16 protein-coding genes are annotated in these 16,979 nt (G+C 40.8%); 3 read left to right on the top strand and 13 right to left on the bottom strand.

Features of this window, described 5'->3' with window-relative positions; translation table 11 throughout:
* Positions 1-23: 23 nt before the first annotated feature.
* Positions 24-299 (bottom strand): GNAT family N-acetyltransferase, encoded by a 276-nt coding sequence (locus CWS20_RS08265; RefSeq protein WP_083957101.1) that lies wholly within the window; start codon positions 297-299, stop codon positions 24-26.
* Between the two features lie 191 nt (positions 300-490).
* Here CWS20_RS08265 and CWS20_RS08260 point away from each other — a divergent pair, with 191 nt between their 5' ends.
* Complete coding sequence (locus CWS20_RS08260) at positions 491-1,894, top strand: sodium/glutamate symporter (protein ID WP_066188760.1); 1,404 nt, start codon at positions 491-493, stop codon at positions 1,892-1,894.
* 38 nt (positions 1,895-1,932) lie between these two features.
* Here CWS20_RS08260 and CWS20_RS08255 read toward each other — a convergent pair whose 3' ends face one another.
* The 9 genes from CWS20_RS08255 to CWS20_RS08215 form a co-directional block, all read right to left on the bottom strand.
* Positions 1,933-3,123, bottom strand: a complete 1,191-nt coding sequence (locus tag CWS20_RS08255; RefSeq protein ID WP_066188757.1) for a chromate transporter — start codon at positions 3,121-3,123, stop codon at positions 1,933-1,935.
* Between the two features lie 47 nt (positions 3,124-3,170).
* A complete protein-coding gene (locus tag CWS20_RS08250) occupies positions 3,171-3,479 on the bottom strand; it encodes a PadR family transcriptional regulator (RefSeq protein WP_066188755.1) in 309 nt (102 codons plus the stop codon).
* A 113-nt stretch (positions 3,480-3,592) separates the two neighbouring features.
* On the bottom strand, positions 3,593-4,258 hold the full coding sequence (locus CWS20_RS08245) for a YdeI/OmpD-associated family protein (protein ID WP_066188752.1): 666 nt from the start codon (positions 4,256-4,258) through the stop codon (positions 3,593-3,595).
* 91 nt (positions 4,259-4,349) lie between these two features.
* Positions 4,350-5,807 carry a protein adenylyltransferase SelO gene (locus CWS20_RS08240; protein WP_066188750.1) on the bottom strand — a complete coding sequence of 486 codons (1,458 nt, stop codon included), beginning with the start codon at positions 5,805-5,807 and terminating at the stop codon, positions 4,350-4,352.
* A gap of 397 nt (positions 5,808-6,204) precedes the next feature.
* Positions 6,205-6,843: a spore coat protein gene (locus CWS20_RS08235; protein WP_066188747.1), complete on the bottom strand. Its 639-nt coding sequence runs from the start codon at positions 6,841-6,843 to the stop codon at positions 6,205-6,207.
* Positions 6,844-6,950: 107 nt separating this feature from the next.
* Positions 6,951-8,396 carry a DEAD/DEAH box helicase gene (locus tag CWS20_RS08230; protein WP_066188744.1) on the bottom strand — a complete coding sequence of 482 codons (1,446 nt, stop codon included), beginning with the start codon at positions 8,394-8,396 and terminating at the stop codon, positions 6,951-6,953.
* A gap of 129 nt (positions 8,397-8,525) precedes the next feature.
* Entirely contained in the window at positions 8,526-8,879 is a 354-nt protein-coding gene (locus CWS20_RS08225) for a YxeA family protein (protein ID WP_066188742.1), read from the bottom strand.
* Positions 8,880-8,894: 15 nt separating this feature from the next.
* Positions 8,895-10,730, bottom strand: coding sequence for an FtsX-like permease family protein (locus tag CWS20_RS08220; RefSeq protein WP_066188739.1), 1,836 nt, complete (start codon positions 10,728-10,730; stop codon positions 8,895-8,897).
* A complete protein-coding gene (locus tag CWS20_RS08215) occupies positions 10,717-11,484 on the bottom strand; it encodes an ABC transporter ATP-binding protein (protein WP_066188737.1) in 768 nt (255 codons plus the stop codon). Before CWS20_RS08215 ends, CWS20_RS08220 begins: the two co-directional genes overlap by 14 nt.
* Before the next feature lie 161 nt (positions 11,485-11,645).
* On the opposite strand from CWS20_RS08215, the gene CWS20_RS08210 reads away from it, so the two are divergent.
* On the top strand, positions 11,646-12,356 hold the full coding sequence (locus CWS20_RS08210) for a response regulator transcription factor (protein WP_066188732.1): 711 nt from the start codon (positions 11,646-11,648) through the stop codon (positions 12,354-12,356).
* A gap of 10 nt (positions 12,357-12,366) precedes the next feature.
* Positions 12,367-13,752, top strand: coding sequence for a HAMP domain-containing sensor histidine kinase (locus tag CWS20_RS08205; protein WP_066188730.1), 1,386 nt, complete (start codon positions 12,367-12,369; stop codon positions 13,750-13,752).
* Positions 13,753-14,606: 854 nt separating this feature from the next.
* Here CWS20_RS08205 and CWS20_RS08200 read toward each other — a convergent pair.
* Genes CWS20_RS08200 through CWS20_RS08190 form a run of 3 tightly spaced genes read right to left on the bottom strand, consistent with a single transcriptional unit; the run spans position 14,607 to position 16,857 of the window.
* On the bottom strand, positions 14,607-15,437 hold the full coding sequence (locus CWS20_RS08200; protein ID WP_066188727.1) for a MetQ/NlpA family ABC transporter substrate-binding protein: 831 nt from the start codon (positions 15,435-15,437) through the stop codon (positions 14,607-14,609).
* An 18-nt stretch (positions 15,438-15,455) separates the two neighbouring features.
* Positions 15,456-16,118 carry a methionine ABC transporter permease gene (locus CWS20_RS08195; protein ID WP_066188724.1) on the bottom strand — a complete coding sequence of 221 codons (663 nt, stop codon included), beginning with the start codon at positions 16,116-16,118 and terminating at the stop codon, positions 15,456-15,458.
* On the bottom strand, positions 16,111-16,857 hold the full coding sequence (locus tag CWS20_RS08190; RefSeq protein ID WP_066188718.1) for a methionine ABC transporter ATP-binding protein: 747 nt from the start codon (positions 16,855-16,857) through the stop codon (positions 16,111-16,113). Before CWS20_RS08190 ends, CWS20_RS08195 begins: the two co-directional genes overlap by 8 nt.
* Positions 16,858-16,979 lie beyond the last annotated feature (122 nt).

Raw genomic sequence — 16,979 nt, 5'->3', positions numbered from 1 at the left:
ACCGCTGAGCAAGAGGATTTTTGCTATTTTGCCATTTGTTCTTTATAGGACGGGATGCGTTCAAACAATACTGCGGCAAATCGGCAGGCGGGAATAATCTTTTTATTCTCCCGCTTCATTTCCTGAACAACAGAATCTACTAGCTCCCGAGCAACACCATCCCCGCGGTGGTCTTCATCTACAAAGGTATGCTCAATCATGACCGTATGTTCATCCGTCTCAATAAAGGTAATCTCCCCAATCATTTTTCCAGTACGATCCTGAATATAATGGCGCCCTTTGGCCTTTTCAATATTCAATTAAAACACTCCTTTTTCGGTTTTCGTAAGCTGATAAATATCCTCTACTTATAATCTGACGCCAACAACGATCTATTCATACATTTGAAAATAAATACTTAATTAATATATCAATTTTATTCATGTTTTTTACTGGAAAAACAGGGAACGTTATTAAAAAACTTTGATTTAAGCTAAAGGATGAATATGGAATGACATTAGAAGTAATTGGCTTTGCCCTTATCGTACTTGCAACATTACTAATTCTCGGAAAATACATCAGAGTGAAGATTCCGATTTTACAGCGGCTGTTTTTACCAACATCACTAATTGGCGGAAGCCTTGCGTTAATGCTTGGACCTGAAGTACTAGGAAGATTCAGTCATTCATCAACTTTTCAGGCAGGGATATTTACTGAAGAAATCGTTCAAGTATGGGCTGATTTACCAGGACTGCTTATTAACATTGTATTTGCTTGCTTATTTATTGGATTTGTTTTGCCAAAACCGAAAAAAATGTGGGAAACAGGCGGACCCCATATCGCATTGGGCTATACCATTTCATTTGCGCAATATGTAGTTGGGATTTTACTTGCTATATTGATTATTACTCCTATTTTCGGACTCAGTCCTGCAGCAGGTGCACTGATAGAAATAAGCTTTGTTGGCGGCCACGGGACTGCTGCTGGACTTCAGGGGACATTTAACTCTCTTGGGTTTGAGGAAGGCTATGATTTAGCCATTGGACTTTCTACAGTAGGAATCTTATCAGGGATTATCATTGGCATGGCCATTATTAATTGGGGAGCAAGGAATGGGAAGTCAAAAACACTTCAGCACCCGAATGATATATCCATTGAACAGCAATCTGGAATTGTTCCAGTTGAAAAACGTGAATCAGCCGGCACTAAAACCACTTCAACAATGTCAATTGAACCGTTGGCGCTGCATATAGGCTTTGTCTCTATTTCGATATTTAGCGGTTACATGATCCTAGAATTGTTCATCTGGCTGGAGACTTTAACCTACGGGAAAGCCTTTGATTTTTACTTATTTGAATATGTACCATTATTTCCATTTGCGATGATTGGCGGCATTTTGCTGCAAATTTTCCTTTCGCGATTTGATAAGCAGCATTTAGTAGATCGTGAATCAATTAATCGCATTCAAGGAGTAGCACTCGATTTCCTTATTATAAGCGCAATGGGCTCGCTAAGTTTGCAAGTAATCGGTAATAATCTTATTCCTTTTATCATTCTAGCGGTAGCTGGTATTGCACTTAATGTCATCCTATTTTTATATTTAGCACCAAAGATGATTCCCCATTACTGGTTTGAAAGAGGTCTCGGAGATTTTGGACAATCGACTGGCGTAGCAGCTACAGGGATTATGCTAATGCGTACGGTCGACCCCGAAAATAAAACGCCGGCATTAAACGCTTTCGGCTACAAACAAATTCTTTTTGAACCTATGGTTGGAGGAGGCCTTGTAACAGCAGCATCTGTCCCATTTATTATTCAATTTGGACCGACACCCGTATTGATTGCTTCATTTATTTTAATGGCTGTATTTTGGTATCTCGGCATTAAAGTTTTTGGAAAAAAAACAAAAAAATGACTGATAAAACAATGAATCAGTCATTTTTCAAGTTATCATTACAGATACGACAGGAGCGTTCCACCCACTGCACCAGTAATTACAATAATCCATGGCGGCAATTTCCAATATACGAGCATGCTGAATAGAATAGCTGCAAAGGCAAAATCAACCGGTTCCTTAATCGAACTTGTCCAAATAGGATGATAGAATGCTGAAATTAATATGCCGACTACGGCCGCATTCACGCCCATTAGTGCCCCTTTCACTTTAGGATGGCTTCGAAGAATATTCCAAAAAGGAAGCGTTCCTAAAATCAAAAGAAAAGCCGGTAGAAAAATCGCTGTTGTTGCTAATAAGCCTCCTGTCCAGCCATTGATGACTGTCCCAAGATAAGCGGCAAAGGTAAATAATGGACCTGGAACAGCTTGAGTAGCTCCGTAGCCTGCCAGAAAGGCTTCTTCAGTCAGCCAGCCTGTAGGAATAAATTCTCTTTCTAGCAATGGCAGGACTACATGGCCTCCGCCGAATACGAGAGAACCAGAACGATAAAAACTATCAAACATTGCGATCCATTGCCATGAGGTGATTTCTCTCATAATCGGCAAAAGAACAAGCAACCCGAAAAATAATCCTAAACAGACGGTGGCAAATCGGCGTGATATTGGAAAATCAACACGAGTATGAGGCTCTTCCTTCGTCTCCTTGAACAAAAGATAGCCAATAAACGCTGATAACAAAATCACGCCAATTTGTGAAAATGCTGCCTGCCACAGCAAAGTAAGTACTAAAGCAAATAAAGCAATTGCTTTTCTTGGCAAATCAGGCGTTAAATTATTGGCCATTCCGATGATGGCATGGGCGACAACAGCTACAGCTACAATTTTCAAGCCATGAATCCAGCCAGCATTTCCTATATCAAACCCTTGAATAAGCAGTGCAAATAAAATGAGGGTGATTACAGAAGGCAATGTAAATCCAAGAAATGAAACAATACCTCCCGCTACACCTGCGCGCATCACGCCTATTCCTATTCCAACCTGACTGCTTGCCGGGCCGGGCAGAAACTGGCACAGCGCTACTAAATCCGCATAGCTCCTTTCATCCATCCATTTTCTTTTACGAATATATTCATTATGAAAATAGCCTAAATGAGCGATTGGTCCGCCAAACGAAGTCAATCCCAGCTTAGATGATACGATAAATATTTCTAATAAAGATTGAAGAACATTTTTATTAGGTTTTTGCATTTTCACTTTCCCTTCTCACAGTAAGGAAAAGTAAGCTTCAACGCTTCCTAATCCTTAATTTCCTTGAATAATTCATAGGCTTTATTCCTTGCTTCAAGAAGCACTTCTTCACCTTTAACTGTGGTTCGATAATATTTTCTTATTTTGCCATCGACAATTTTGTTTTCTTTCTCTAATAGCCCGTCTGCCTCCATAGAATGCAATATTGGATAGAGAGTTCCTGAGCTAATACTATATCCATGCTCTTTAAGCTCCTCTAACATCCAGAGTCCAAAAACTGGGTGTTCTTTCGCATGATGCAATATATGAATTTGGATAAAACCAAGGAAAAGTTTCCTTAATACTTTATCTTCCAATTATTATCTCTCCCGTTATATAGGAAACCGATATCGGAGTTCTATATTGAATTTTATCATATATATCTGACTAAATAAATCAAAAATAATAAGTTCCTAAAGCAATCTATAGACTAGATCTCCCTGCGATACAAATCGCGGCTTTTATAGCCCTTATCCAGAATCATCTTCATTTCCTCGCGCCGTTTCGCCTTTGTTGCCTCTTGTTTGGCGCTGTAAACATATCGAGCCCAGTCCTTCCGGTAACCCGGGGTGAGCGACTGATAAAATGAAAGTAATTCGGGGGCATCCTGCAAATCACTTTCTATGTCTGGAATCATTGCAATATAATCATCCACGCATTGACTTGCCTTTGAAGAAGGACGGCTTTTTCTTGCTTCCACTTTTAAACCAACGACAGTAAACACTTCATCGAGCCCAACCATGCGTGCGAATTTTATATCGCTCGATCCGATATAGCCATCTTCATCCGCACCTAATCCAGCTAGCAAATCGTCGCGGTGAATGAAAGTTTGGTATACTTTGTTCCCTTTTTTCGGATAGGCCATAAAAAGGTAACCCTTCTCGTTTAAATAATTGCCGGCAATCACCTTTTGAACAAGATTTTTTAAAGCATCCATCTCAAGGACGAAAGCAAAAATGAGATCATATCCGCCCGCTTTTAGCTTTGTATCATAATCTGTTAAGCCATCAAAGTAATTTGAGCCTTTTGGAGTATCAAGAATAACGGCTTTTTTATATTTTTGTAAGTTTAATTTTTCTACTATAGTTTTTGTCATGACTGATCACCTTTTTCTAATTTTCTTAAATACGTTTTCATCTTATTCAAAAACAAATGCATGCTGCCTTGAATCCAAGACAGCATGTAACTCACGTTCCGCAATATGTTTGATAAGGTATAGTCGTGATAGGAGGCTTGGCGAATGGCTCTTGTTCTGCAGAATGTGCATATGGGTGTGAGAGCACATTCAATAAATGCTCCATCACACTGTAGTCGCCATGCTCGACCGCTGCTTCAAGCGCTTCCTCTACTCGGTGGTTTCTCGGAATTACTGCAGGATTGCTCCTTTTCATGAGAAGACCGATTTCCGACTTTTGTTCCTGTTGTCTATCTAGCCTTTCCTGCCACCTCTTATGCCATTGCGAGAATTCATCTGATTTGAATAGATCAGAGCCTTCTAGTGCATTGAACGTTAAAGCTCTGAATGTATTTGTATAATCCGCTTTATATTCTGCCATCAAATTAAGAAGGTCGTTCATAATGGCCTCATCTTCTGCCTCTTCGCCAAATATCCCCAGTTTCGATCTCATTCCGGTGCGCCAATATGATTGATAAATGTCCATATATGCTGAAATTTTCTGCTGAGCAAGTTCGATTGCCTGTTCCTGATTATCGTGAAGGAGCGGTATTAAGCTTTCAGCAAATCTCGCAAGATTCCAGCCAGCCATATATGGCTGATTGCCATATGAATAGCGGCCTTGAACATCAATGGAGCTAAAGACTGTTTTCGGATTATACACATCCATGAAAGCGCAAGGTCCGTAATCGATTGTTTCACCACTAATGGTCATATTATCCGTATTCATGACCCCATGAATAAAGCCAACGAGCTGCCATTTCGCAACGAGAGCAGCCTGTCGTTCTATCACTTCTTCAAGAAATGACAGGTATCGATTCTCATCTGGTTCAATTTCAGGGTAATGACGCTGTATAGCATAGTCGGCAAGGGCGCGAAGATCTTCAAGCTCCCCCCACTTTGCCGCATATTGAAAGGTGCCCACGCGCAGATGGCTCGCTGCGATTCGTGTCAACACTGCTCCAGGCAGCTCCGTTTCACGAAAAATCGATTCTCCAGTCGTCACAACAGCCAAACTGCGGGTTGTCGGAATGCCAATCGCTTGCATAGCTTCGCTAATAATATATTCCCGCAGCATCGGACCAAGAGCAGCCCGGCCATCTCCCCCGCGGGAAAAGACTGTCTTGCCTGCGCCTTTTAGCTGAACATCCACTCTCTCCCCTTCAGGAGTGATTTGTTCGCCTAACAGCACTGCCCGGCCATCCCCCAGCATGTTAAAATGACCGAATTGATGCCCACCATAAGCTTGAGCAAGCGGCGAAGCACCTTCTGGAACAATATTTCCTGCAAATACGGCTGCGCCTTCCTCGCTTTGCAATGATTGGCTATCCAATCCGAGAGATGCAGCCAGCTCATCATTGAAAAAAACCAATTTTGGCGCGCTTACAGGATTCGGGTTCATGCTGGAGTAGAATGATTTAGGCAGTTTGACGTAACTATTATCTAAATTCCAGCCTGCATTATTACTCATGTCATCAGCCTCCTTTTCATCTGTTGCATAAAACTTAGTTCTTAATTTTATTATAACTTCCTTTATTGAAAATCGCTTTAATCCCAACCTATTAAATGTTACAGTCGCTTTCCTCTAGTCTACCTTTATAAAATTGATGTTATGTAAATTGAAAATAATGACAGGAGTGAGAAAAATTGCAAACACCTCGTGAACAAAGGCTTAGCTATGCTTCAGTTCTTAACTTCTGCACACCGATTATTGGTTTCTTTTCGTAAGAGCCTAGTGAAAGAGTCCGATTATATGGCCAATCGAAGGATGAAGTGCCTGATTAAGATTTAAGCTTCAGCATGAAGGAGCATGCCGAATATCCTCATTAAAAATAACGCCGCTTCCATTAATGGAAACAGCGTTATTTTTAATGAGAAGGATATTGTCCAGGCATTTGCGGCTGAACTGGCGCAGATGCATAACCATTCTGCATTTGCTGCATGTCCATTTGCGAAAGCTGCGGCACTTGATAGTAACCGTGCTTGTTTTGATAAAGTGAGATTTCATAGGCCATCTCAATGCAGTTCGGAATCGAATCTGCAAGTACACGGCGAACGACCGGATTGGTTGTTTCCATCGCTGCACCTGTTTTAACTGGCGCAACCGACTTCACTGCACTTAACATGCTAAGGGCAATGGTTTCATCGTTTAATTCTGCTGCAGATTGCATTGGTTTTTTTGGCTGGCTCGGTTTCATGCCATACGTGAAGTCATTGCCTTGTTTCATTTTATAGCTTTGAGTCGGTTTTGAAGGATCTTGTCCCGTTTTAAAGCATTCTAGTGTTATGTTATATTCATCTGCCATAAATTGTTTTTGTCGCTGTAAAATATCGCGAAGCTCTGGATCTTGCACATGCTCACTTAGCATTGTATACGTGTTCATTGTGTTGATCGCACCTGCGAGTACTTCGTGAGCATCAAACATTTCATGGCCGCCATGGTTCAATTGTGGCGGAACAGTACCGGTTTCAATATTTTGGTGGTTTTGCGGTTGTTGAAAGTCCATTTTATTCCTCCTATTATCTGACTTACTTGTCTATTTTGAACCATTCATGTAAATATATGCGTCTAAGTCAGTTGCCAATATGTGTCTACCACCAATTGGAGAAATATCTATTTTCTTGCTTCATGTACTTTCAACAGCTTACCTTTGATCGTTGTATGCTTCATTTTGTTCAGCACAAGCGGACCCTTATCATTTAGTATCTCAACAAAAGAAGCTGTATCCTGAATCGTAATAATGCCGATATCATCCGCTGTGACACCATCGATTTTTGCAATGGTTCCTACAAAATCAACGGCTCTAAGCTTCTTTTTCTTTCCACCGTTAAAATACAATTTCATAATATGCTTGTTTAATTTTTCATTTTTTGCTTTTTTTATTGTTGGTTCAATTTCCATCTTCTCGTCAAAAGCAGATTTCAATTTCGTTACTTCTTCTTTGGATGGAACCGGCATTTCTGGAATTTCAAAGCCGATATATTCTTCAATTTCCTTTAAAAACTTTTCTTCATAGGATGTAACAAACGTAATGGCCTTCCCCTTTTGTCCTGCTCGGCCTGTTCTTCCTGTACGGTGAACATAGCTTTCCATTTCTAACGGAATATCATAGTTAATCACATGCGTAATATTATCAATATCAATTCCCCGCGCAGCGACATCTGTAGCGATTAAATAGCGGAATTCGCCCCTTCTAAAATCCTCCATCACTTCTAAACGGTCATACTGCTCCATGCCACCGTGAATCTGATCACAGCTATACCCGCTATCGATTAACTTGTCGGACAGCACATCGACGCGTTCCTTCGTTCGGCAAAAAATGATGCAGCTATCCGGATTTTCAACGACGGTCACATCTTTTAGCATCGAAAATTTATTGTCTTCTGCTATATGCACAAGAGAATGATCAATTTTATCAGTGGTCATACCTGTTGCCTTTATTTCAATATCCTTCGGTGTTTTCATATAATTAAGCGACAAGTCTTTTACCTTATCAGGCAAAGTGGCCGAGAACAGCATTGTTACACGATTGGAAGGGGCTTTTTTAATAATCGATTCCACTTGATCAATAAAGCCCATATTCAGCATTTCATCTGCTTCATCTATTACTAGAAAGTTGATCTCATCCAACGCCAAAGTACCTTTTTCTATATGATCCAGCACACGGCCAGGTGTACCTGCGACAACATGCGTTTTTTGCTTTAATTCTGTTTTTTGAACTGCAAATGGCTGTTTACCAAATATCGCAGCAGCTTTAATTCGTTTAAACCTGCCGATGTTTGTGATATCTTCCTTCACTTGAACGGCAAGTTCTCTTGTTGGTGTTAAAATCAATGCTTGAGGTTTATTTTCCTTCCAATCAATACATTCACAAATGGGAATGCCGTAGGATGCCGTTTTGCCGCTTCCTGTTTGTGATTTCACTACAAGATCTGCTTTCGCAAGAACTAGAGGAATCACTTGATCTTGCACTTCCGTTGGATTTTTATATTCTAAGCTATCCAGCGCCCTTACAATTTCTTCACTTAATTGATAGTCTTTAAAGCTTTTTTCACTCATAACGAAGCCTCTTTTATTCAAAATTGTTTTTTCTTATCATTTCCGTGTACAAACTTCTATTATACCTGATATTATCTTGAATTTGAAAAGCCCCTGTGCGCACGAATGGCTGCTCAGGGGCTTTTTCGCTTATCCTTCCAACTTCTCTTTTGCTTTTTGCGGAATTTCTTTTAGCTGTACTTCATCATAGGAAGTGACTTCTTTTCCGTTCTTTATATACAGCATCAAATAGGCATCTTTGCGCAGTTCTTTTGCGCCAGAAAATTCAACCTCTATCATATCGCCATTTTCTTTATAGGCAGGCAGATTATACCAGTACCGCTTTATGATTTCGCCAGAATCTAATTTTGTTTCTTCCACTGAGGCTGTGTCTGTAATTTGCACATACGCTTTCTCTTTCCCAAATCTATTAAAATCCACTGTTGCAAAAATAACAATGGCACCCACTAATAATACGCCTAGTATCCCTAATATTTTTTTCATATCTATTCCTCCATCTTAATGAACTGTTTTGTTAAAGCTTCGTACTGTGATGAAATAATAAATGGTGTAAATTAAAGTATAAGCAAGCATCCATATAAGCACCGGCACGAGCAAATTCATCATCAATAAATTGGAGAAGGCCGTTAATGCCACCGCTCCGTGAAGAAGGCCCAATCCTAGCGGCGCCGCAAATATCATCCCTACTTGACTGCGGATTGTCCGCTTCATTTCTCGTTTTGATACGCCAATTTTATATAGCACGGCGTATTTTCCTTTATCTTCTTCTGCATCTGTCATCATCTTAAAGAAGATAATGCTGCCGGTTGCTACAAGAAAGACCAGTCCTAAAAAGCTGCCGACGAATAACAGCGCACCTGATGCTTCAATTGAAGCCCTGTAGTCTTCTGTTGCACTCGAGAAATTTTCGGTTTTAGCAGCTAATTCCTCGGATAATGCCAATTGGTTTTTATAATCTTTTACTTGCACAGCTTGGTATGTTTTTTCATCTGCAGTGATTTCACTGTATAGCTTATCTGTGACAACGATGGCACTTGCGCCAATTGTGAATGTATTAAATACTGCTTTGTCATACAATTTCGCGACCTTGTATTCTGTGCCATCAATCATGACTGAGTCTACTTTTTGCGACCATTGTTCATTATAAAACGCATCAATCATCAGCACTTCCTCGTCTTTTGCCACTTGTATATCTGACCAATCCAGGTTTTTCGCCAGTTTTTCAAATGTTGATTGTTTAATGACTGCATATTCCATTTCATACGCACCTTGTTCAATCCGAAGCGTCTTGCTATGGACAGTTTCAGCGTGCTCTATTAAATGTGGATCAATTTCCTGCGGAGCACCTTCCCACATAAATGTATATGGCGTATAGGTCTGTACATTTTTATCTGCATTATAGTAAAGTCCAAATACTGCTCCGCCCGCTGTAATGGTTGTCGCACTCAAGGTCGCAATGATTGTTAAAGTTTTCGCATTGCCCCTAATACGATACAGCAGCTGCGAGGAAGTCATTAAGTTAAGCCCTTTCCAAGCCCAGCGCTTATTGTTTTTCATGATTGATAACATATAGACAAGCACACTATTAAATATTAGTGCAGAGCCAATGACAGTTAAGGCAATAATGACGATTGGCATCGCTAAACTGAGCATGCGCCAAATGGGTGAAGTCGTTAAATCCTGCAATGCCAGCCAGTAAGCCGTTGCCAAAGTGACCACGCCTAAAATAGCCGAAATCATGCGGGCCTTTGGCAATTCCTCGCCCTTTTTCTCAGCATGAAATAAATCGATGAGCTTAAATTGATAAATGACGCGATATCCTTGCATGGAGGTAAATAAGAAAATGATGAAAAATACAATCAATGTATTGATGACCGCATCGATTGAAAATGCAAATCCGATTACGATATCCAGACCCATCAATTTCATTAAAATGGTCAGCAATGCGCGTGACAATAAAAACCCAAGCCCCACGCCAACTACTAGTGAAAGCAGTCCAATGACCATGTTTTCAAAAAACAGCATGAAGCCAATCGAACGTTTGCGTACACCTAAAAGCGAATAAAGCGCGACTTCCTTTTTCCTTTTTTTCATAAAGAAGGAATTTGAGTAGGCAATGAAAATCGCCACAAAAATCATTAAGACAAATGCGGAAGCGCTCATGATGCTGCTGATTTGTTTGGATGTTTCTGCTAATGAACTAATGTCCTCACTATATTTCAAAGTCACAAATGTGAAGTAAATAATGATTGAAAAAATCGTCGAACCGATATAAAGCGAATAGCTTTTCATGTTGCGGCGAATATTCTTCAGCGCTAAATCAAATAACGTCATGCACGTCACCGCCTATTTGAGCCAGTTCGTCTAAAATCATTTGGAAAAATTCCTTCCGTGTTTTCGTACCGCGGAATTTTTCCTTCGACAATTGACCATCCTTAATAAATAAAATTCGACGGCAGAAGCTTGCAGCGTATGCATCATGCGTTACCATCATAATCGTTGTTTCATGCTCAACATTCAATTTGCTTAAACTCTCCAGCAAATCAGTCGCTGATTTAGAATCCAATGCCCCTGTAGGCTCATCTGCAAAAATGAGCTTTGGATTAGAGACGAGCGCACGGCTCGCAGCTGTACGCTGCTTTTGACCGCCGGAAATCTGGTATGGGTATTTGTCGAGTAAATTTGAAATGCCGAAAGTACGGGCAATTGTGTCTACACGCTCTTTGATTTCAGCTGCCGGTTTCTTTGCAATGGCCAGCGGAAGAAGAATATTTTCACGCACAGTTAATGAATCCAGCAGGTTGTAATCCTGGAATATAAACCCAAGGTGATCACGGCGAAAATCGGCCAGTGCCTCTTCTTTCATTTTGGCAATATTGTCATTGCCGATTAAAATATCTCCATTTGTCGGTGAATCAATGGTTGCAAGTACATTAAGCAATGTTGATTTTCCTGCACCCGAAGGTCCCATTACACCTACAAATTCTCCATGGTCTATCTCAAATGATATATTTTCAAGCGCCTTAAAGGTATTTGCGCTATTTCCGTAAATTTTTTCTGCATTTCTTACTACTAATAATGGTTCCATCCATATGCACCTCTTTCTTATGTCTTTACTATACCGAGCGAACCTTACGCTAAATTCACGGCTACCTTACAAAATCCTTAAATGCTAAAATAGCTTCAACAGTGGTTTATACTATAAGGAGATAGAACGGTCTCATTTGTAAAAGAGAGGATGTGCTAGCGATGGAAAAGCCGCGTATTTTGATCGTGGATGATGAGAGTGACTTATGTCATTTAATAAAGACGGCGCTTGCGAAGGAAGGATTTTCAGAAGTAGAAATGGCGGGTTCTGTTCAAGAGGGCTGGGAGAAGTTTCATTCGTTCAACCCGAATATCGCTATATTAGATATCATGCTGCCAGATGGAGAGGGCTATGATTTATGCAATAAAATCCGCGAGGTCTCACGAATTCCTGTGTTATTTTTATCTGCTAAATCCGATGAAATCGATAAAATATTGGGACTGGCGATTGGCGGCGACGATTATATAACAAAACCATTCAGTCCAAAAGAAGTCGCTTTTCGCGTGAAAGCTCAGCTTAGGCGCGCAGGCTTATATACGATGGAAATGTCCGTGCAGACAAATGCCCACAAAGCGATGACTGTCGGTCCATTTACAATGAATCTTGATGAAACGGAAGTAATGAAAGATGGTGAACTTCTTGAACTGACGGCAAAAGAAGTCGGCTTAATGGCGTGCTTTATGCGCAATCCAAACCGGATTATCAGCAAGGAAACACTGTTTGAAAGAGTTTGGGGAGAGGATTTTTATGGGGCAGACAATACATTGATGGTTCATATTAGAAGGCTCCGTGAAAAAATCGAAGAAGCTCCCTCAAAGCCAGCCTTCATCACAACGGTCAAGGGGCTTGGCTATAGATTTATAGTGAAGTAGGTGATTGAAGGTGAAATGGAAATTAACCGTCCGCTACTTAATATCGGTGCTCAGCATTGTCTTTATCGTTATCTTCCTTAATACATTTATTTTAATTGGCATGCTTTTTTATCAGCAGACATACGGCATCGATGAAGTGACCGAGGACTCAGGCGAAAACTTCACTCGCAGCTTCCAAAAATATCTATCGCTTGAAAATGGAGAGCCTATTGTTTCCGAGGAAGGCATTGAAGCTCTACAGGCATTCGGGGGATGGATGCAGATTTTAGATGAGAACGGACAGGTTCAATCCTCTTATCTAGCACCGGAGGATGTTTCAACACACTATAGCCCAATTGAGCTTGTCCACAAATATAAATATATGGATGATGAATTTAATACTTATTTCATTGGTGCGTTTGAATCCTACAGCTATTTGATTGGTGTCCCTGATTCGAAAGAGGAACGCGTTTTATTCATGATGGATCCTGAAACTGTTTTTTCCTATGCGACCAAGTCTTTGTTAGCGATTGTCATCGTCGATTTATTCATTGCCATGCTCGTTGCGTTATTATTTAGTACCGTGCTAACAAAACCTGTTTCCTATATTATTGACCGGATTTCACAGCTCAAAAAACGGAATTTCATAGTGCAAGAAACGAAAAGGCCCGGTATTTACAAGCCTGTTTTTTCTAATTTAAATGATGTCTCGCAAACATTGCAGGCACATGAAGAAGAACGTTTAAAACTGGAAAAGATGCGCGATGAATGGATCAGCAATGTCTCTCATGATTTAAAAACGCCGCTCGCCTCCATTCGAGGATATGCAGAATTGCTTCGCGATCAAGACGTATCACAAATGGAACGTTTGGAATATGCCGAAGTCATTGAACGTCAATCCATTTATATGAAGGACCTGCTAGATGATTTTAATTTAACGATGCGTCTCCGCAATCAGGAAATGCCCCTCACCTTGCAGGAAACGCGGCTTGAAAGCTTTGTGCGCGAAATTGTCATTGATTTATTAAATGATCCGCAATTTGGGCAATACGCCATTTCCTTCGTTAGTGATTCACCTGATTTGAAGTGGAACATCGACCGCCATCTCATGAAACGTGCGATTTTAAATTTCGTTTACAATGCGCTGATCCATAATGACAGAAACATTGCCGTAACGATTCGCATCAACCCAGACAGCCTAACGATTGAAGATAACGGAAAAGGCATACGAGCAGATGACCTGGAACAAATCTTCGAACGCTACTATCGGGGCACAAATACCAACAATATTCGCGGCACAGGTCTTGGCATGGCGATTTCAAGAGATATTATCGAGGCACATGGCGGGGAAGTAAGCTTAACAAGCGAGGTTGGCATGGGGACAAGAGTGGAGATTCGGATGAGTAAGAGTGAATAACCTTCTCTTTTGCTGATAGTTCATCAATTGCCTAAACACTAAAGTGACCCCCAAAATTTAGACACATTATTTATCGACCCTTGGACTGAGTTCGGGCTTGTACTGGAATTAATCCTATTAATTTTAGCTTAATCCGTAGGTTATTATAGCAATGAGATATTTCCTTGTTTGTGTGGAACCGATTTTGGTTGCAGTCAAACTGAAAGTGGTCATAGTTTGCTTAACTGGAACCGATTTTGGACGTAGTCAAGCTGAAAGTGGTCATAGTTTGCTCAACTGGAACCAATTTTGGTCTAGTTAAGCTGAAAACGGTCATAGTTTATTTAACTGGAACCGAATTTGGGTGCAGTCAAACTGAAAATGGTCATAGTTTGCTTAACTGGAACCAATTTTGGGTGTAGTCAAGCTGAAAATGGTCATAGTTTATTTAACTGGAACCGATTTTGGCCTAGTCATGCTGAAAATGGTCATAGTTTGCTCAACTGGAACCAATTTTGGGTGTAGTCATGCTGAAAATGGTCATAGTTTGCTCAACTGGAACCAAATTTTGGTGTAGTTAAGCTAAAACGGTCATAGTTTACGTAACTGGAACCAATTTTAGACAAAGTCAAACTGAAAACGGTCATAGTTTGCACAGCTAGAACCAATTTTGGACCTAGTCAAGCTGAAAACGGTCTGAGATTTTCTCTTCTAGGGTAAATTTTTATTTCTTATCAAAAAAAGCCACAATAATTGGGGCGCAGTTCACCTGCTGCCAGGTCTCATCGCTGTTACATCTGACTGCTAACAGGCACTTTAATTAAAGAAAAAAGCTATTCATGACTGCAAACGCAGCTTGAATAGCTTTTTTCTAATTAGAACGCCGGAATGGCTGTTTCATCATAGTTTTCTTCTAAAAATTTGCGTACTTCCGGGCTTGTCATTGCTTCGGCCAGCTTTTGGATCGCCTCTGAGTCCGCATTATCTTTACGTGCCACTAGCGTAATCGCAAAATCATTATCGCTTCCCTCAGTAAGAAGGGCATCGCTCTTTGGCGTCAAGCCAAGCGGTGCCGCATACGCAGGTGTCATGACCACTGCATCAGCATCATCATACATTCTTGCCAGCATAAGCAAATCGACTTCTTCAAATTGATAATTTTTAGGGTTATCCACGATATCTGATTTTGTATAGTATGGACCTGTTTTTTCTTTTAAAGTGATGACTTCATGCTGAGCAAGCAATGCTAATGAACGATCGATATTTGACACATCATTCGCAATCGCAATAACTGAGCCTTCAGGCAAATCATCTATTGATTGATATTCTTTAGAATATACGCCGTAATTAGCAAAATAAATCGGTACAATCGGCTCTAATTCCGCATCATTGCTGCGATTGAATTCTTCCATATAAGGCACGTGCTGGAAGAAGTTTGCATCGACTTCTTTCGCCGCTAGGGCAGTATTAGGCTGAACATTGTCACTTAAGACAACCATTTCAAGGTTAATGCCTTCCTCTGCCAGCTTTGGTTTAACAAGCTCAAGAATTTCCGTCATTGGCGGAATAAGTGAAGCCACTTTTAATGTGACCTCTTCCTTGCTGTTATCTTTTTCCTTGTTTTCATTCTCTTTTGCTTCATTATCCTGTCCGCACCCAGCCAGTATAATGATTGCTATCGTTATAAGAAAGAGTAACTTTTTCATTTTTTTCCTCCTGGTGATTTATCTTTTATCGATGATTCTTGATACAGTTGTTCCAATAAATTGGATGAGCTGTACCAGTATGACCATAATGATAATCATGTATATCATTAAATCAGTCATAAATTGCTGATAGCCATAGCGAATGGCGAAGTCGCCGATTCCGCCGCCTCCGACAACACCCATTATCGTCGAATATGAAATAAAGCTGATGATTGAAGTCGTCAGCCCAAGAACAAGACCGGAACGTGCCTCAACATACAGAAACTTAAATATTACTTCTCTTATAGAAGCCCCCATTGAAATCGCCGCTTCCATTACACCTTTTGGCACATCGAGTAAAGATTGCTCGACAAGGCGCGAGTAATGGGCTATCGCAATAATTGATAAGGGCACCGTTGCCGCCGCTGTCCCAATGGCCGTGCCAATAATCAGCCTTGTAAATGGGATAAGGAAAACAACCAAAAGCAGAAACGGGAACGAACGAATCGTATTAACCAATAAATTCAAGGTAGAGAATACGAGCCGATTTTCTAGTATATTGCCCCGTCTGCAAAGGAAAAGCAGCGTTCCCACAGGAAGCCCGACCAGCACCGCAGCAATAATAGAAATACCGACCATCGTTAACGTTTCACCGATAGACTGCCAAATTTCTGCTTCGTATCGAACTAAAATATCAGGCATGGTCTCTCTCACCATCCTTTAATTGTTCTACAAAATAGTTTGGACTGTTGTCTACCGCCTTTATCCCGTTCGGTTCGATTAAAACAGTTTCATAGACCTCTCCATCTGCTAGAACCGTCACACGATTACAAATGCTTTTAATCACTTCCATTTCATGACTGACAATCACAATCGTTACACCAAGCGTTTTATTGATATTTTCCAGTACACCTAAGATTTCAGCCGTTGTATTTGGATCAAGCGAGGAAGTCGGTTCATCGCACAACAACACCTGCGGATTATTGGCCAATGCTCTCGCGATGGCTACACGCTGTTTTTGCCCGCCGCTCAATTGGGCCGGATACTTATCCTTCAGCTGCTTTAACCCGACAAATTGAAGACATTCCTCCACACGGTCCCTCTGTTCCGCCTTCGGATAGCTTGCCAATTCCAACGCGATCAAAACATTATCGTAAACCGTTTTATTCGCCACAAGATTAAAATGCTGAAAGATCATCCCAATCGATTTCCGTGCCTGCCGAAGCGACTTGCTGTTCAAGCTTGTCAGCTTTGCGCCATTCACTTCCACTTCGCCTTCATCCGGGATTTCGAGCAAATTCATGAGCCGCAGCAAAGTCGACTTACCTGCGCCGCTCGCTCCGATAATTCCATGAATCTCCCCTTTATTTATCGTTAAAGAAACAGACTTAATGGCCTGGAACTGTGAAAAACTTTTACTCACCTGATGTAGTTTAATCATCAAAAAACCCCTTTCTATGAGGGTGATTTCAACGCTACTAATTATAGCTTAATCCAGTGAGGATGTCATTTTGACAGATAATTGAGTCAACTATAATAGGCCCGGTCTTTTGGAAGGACCGG

Origin of the sequence: Cytobacillus horneckiae, assembly GCF_002835735.1 — a bacterium.
Lineage (GTDB): Bacteria > Bacillota > Bacilli > Bacillales > Cytobacillaceae > Cytobacillus > Cytobacillus horneckiae.
The sequence above is the reverse complement of the archived record's forward strand: the minus strand, read 5'-3'. Positions and strand labels throughout refer to the sequence as shown.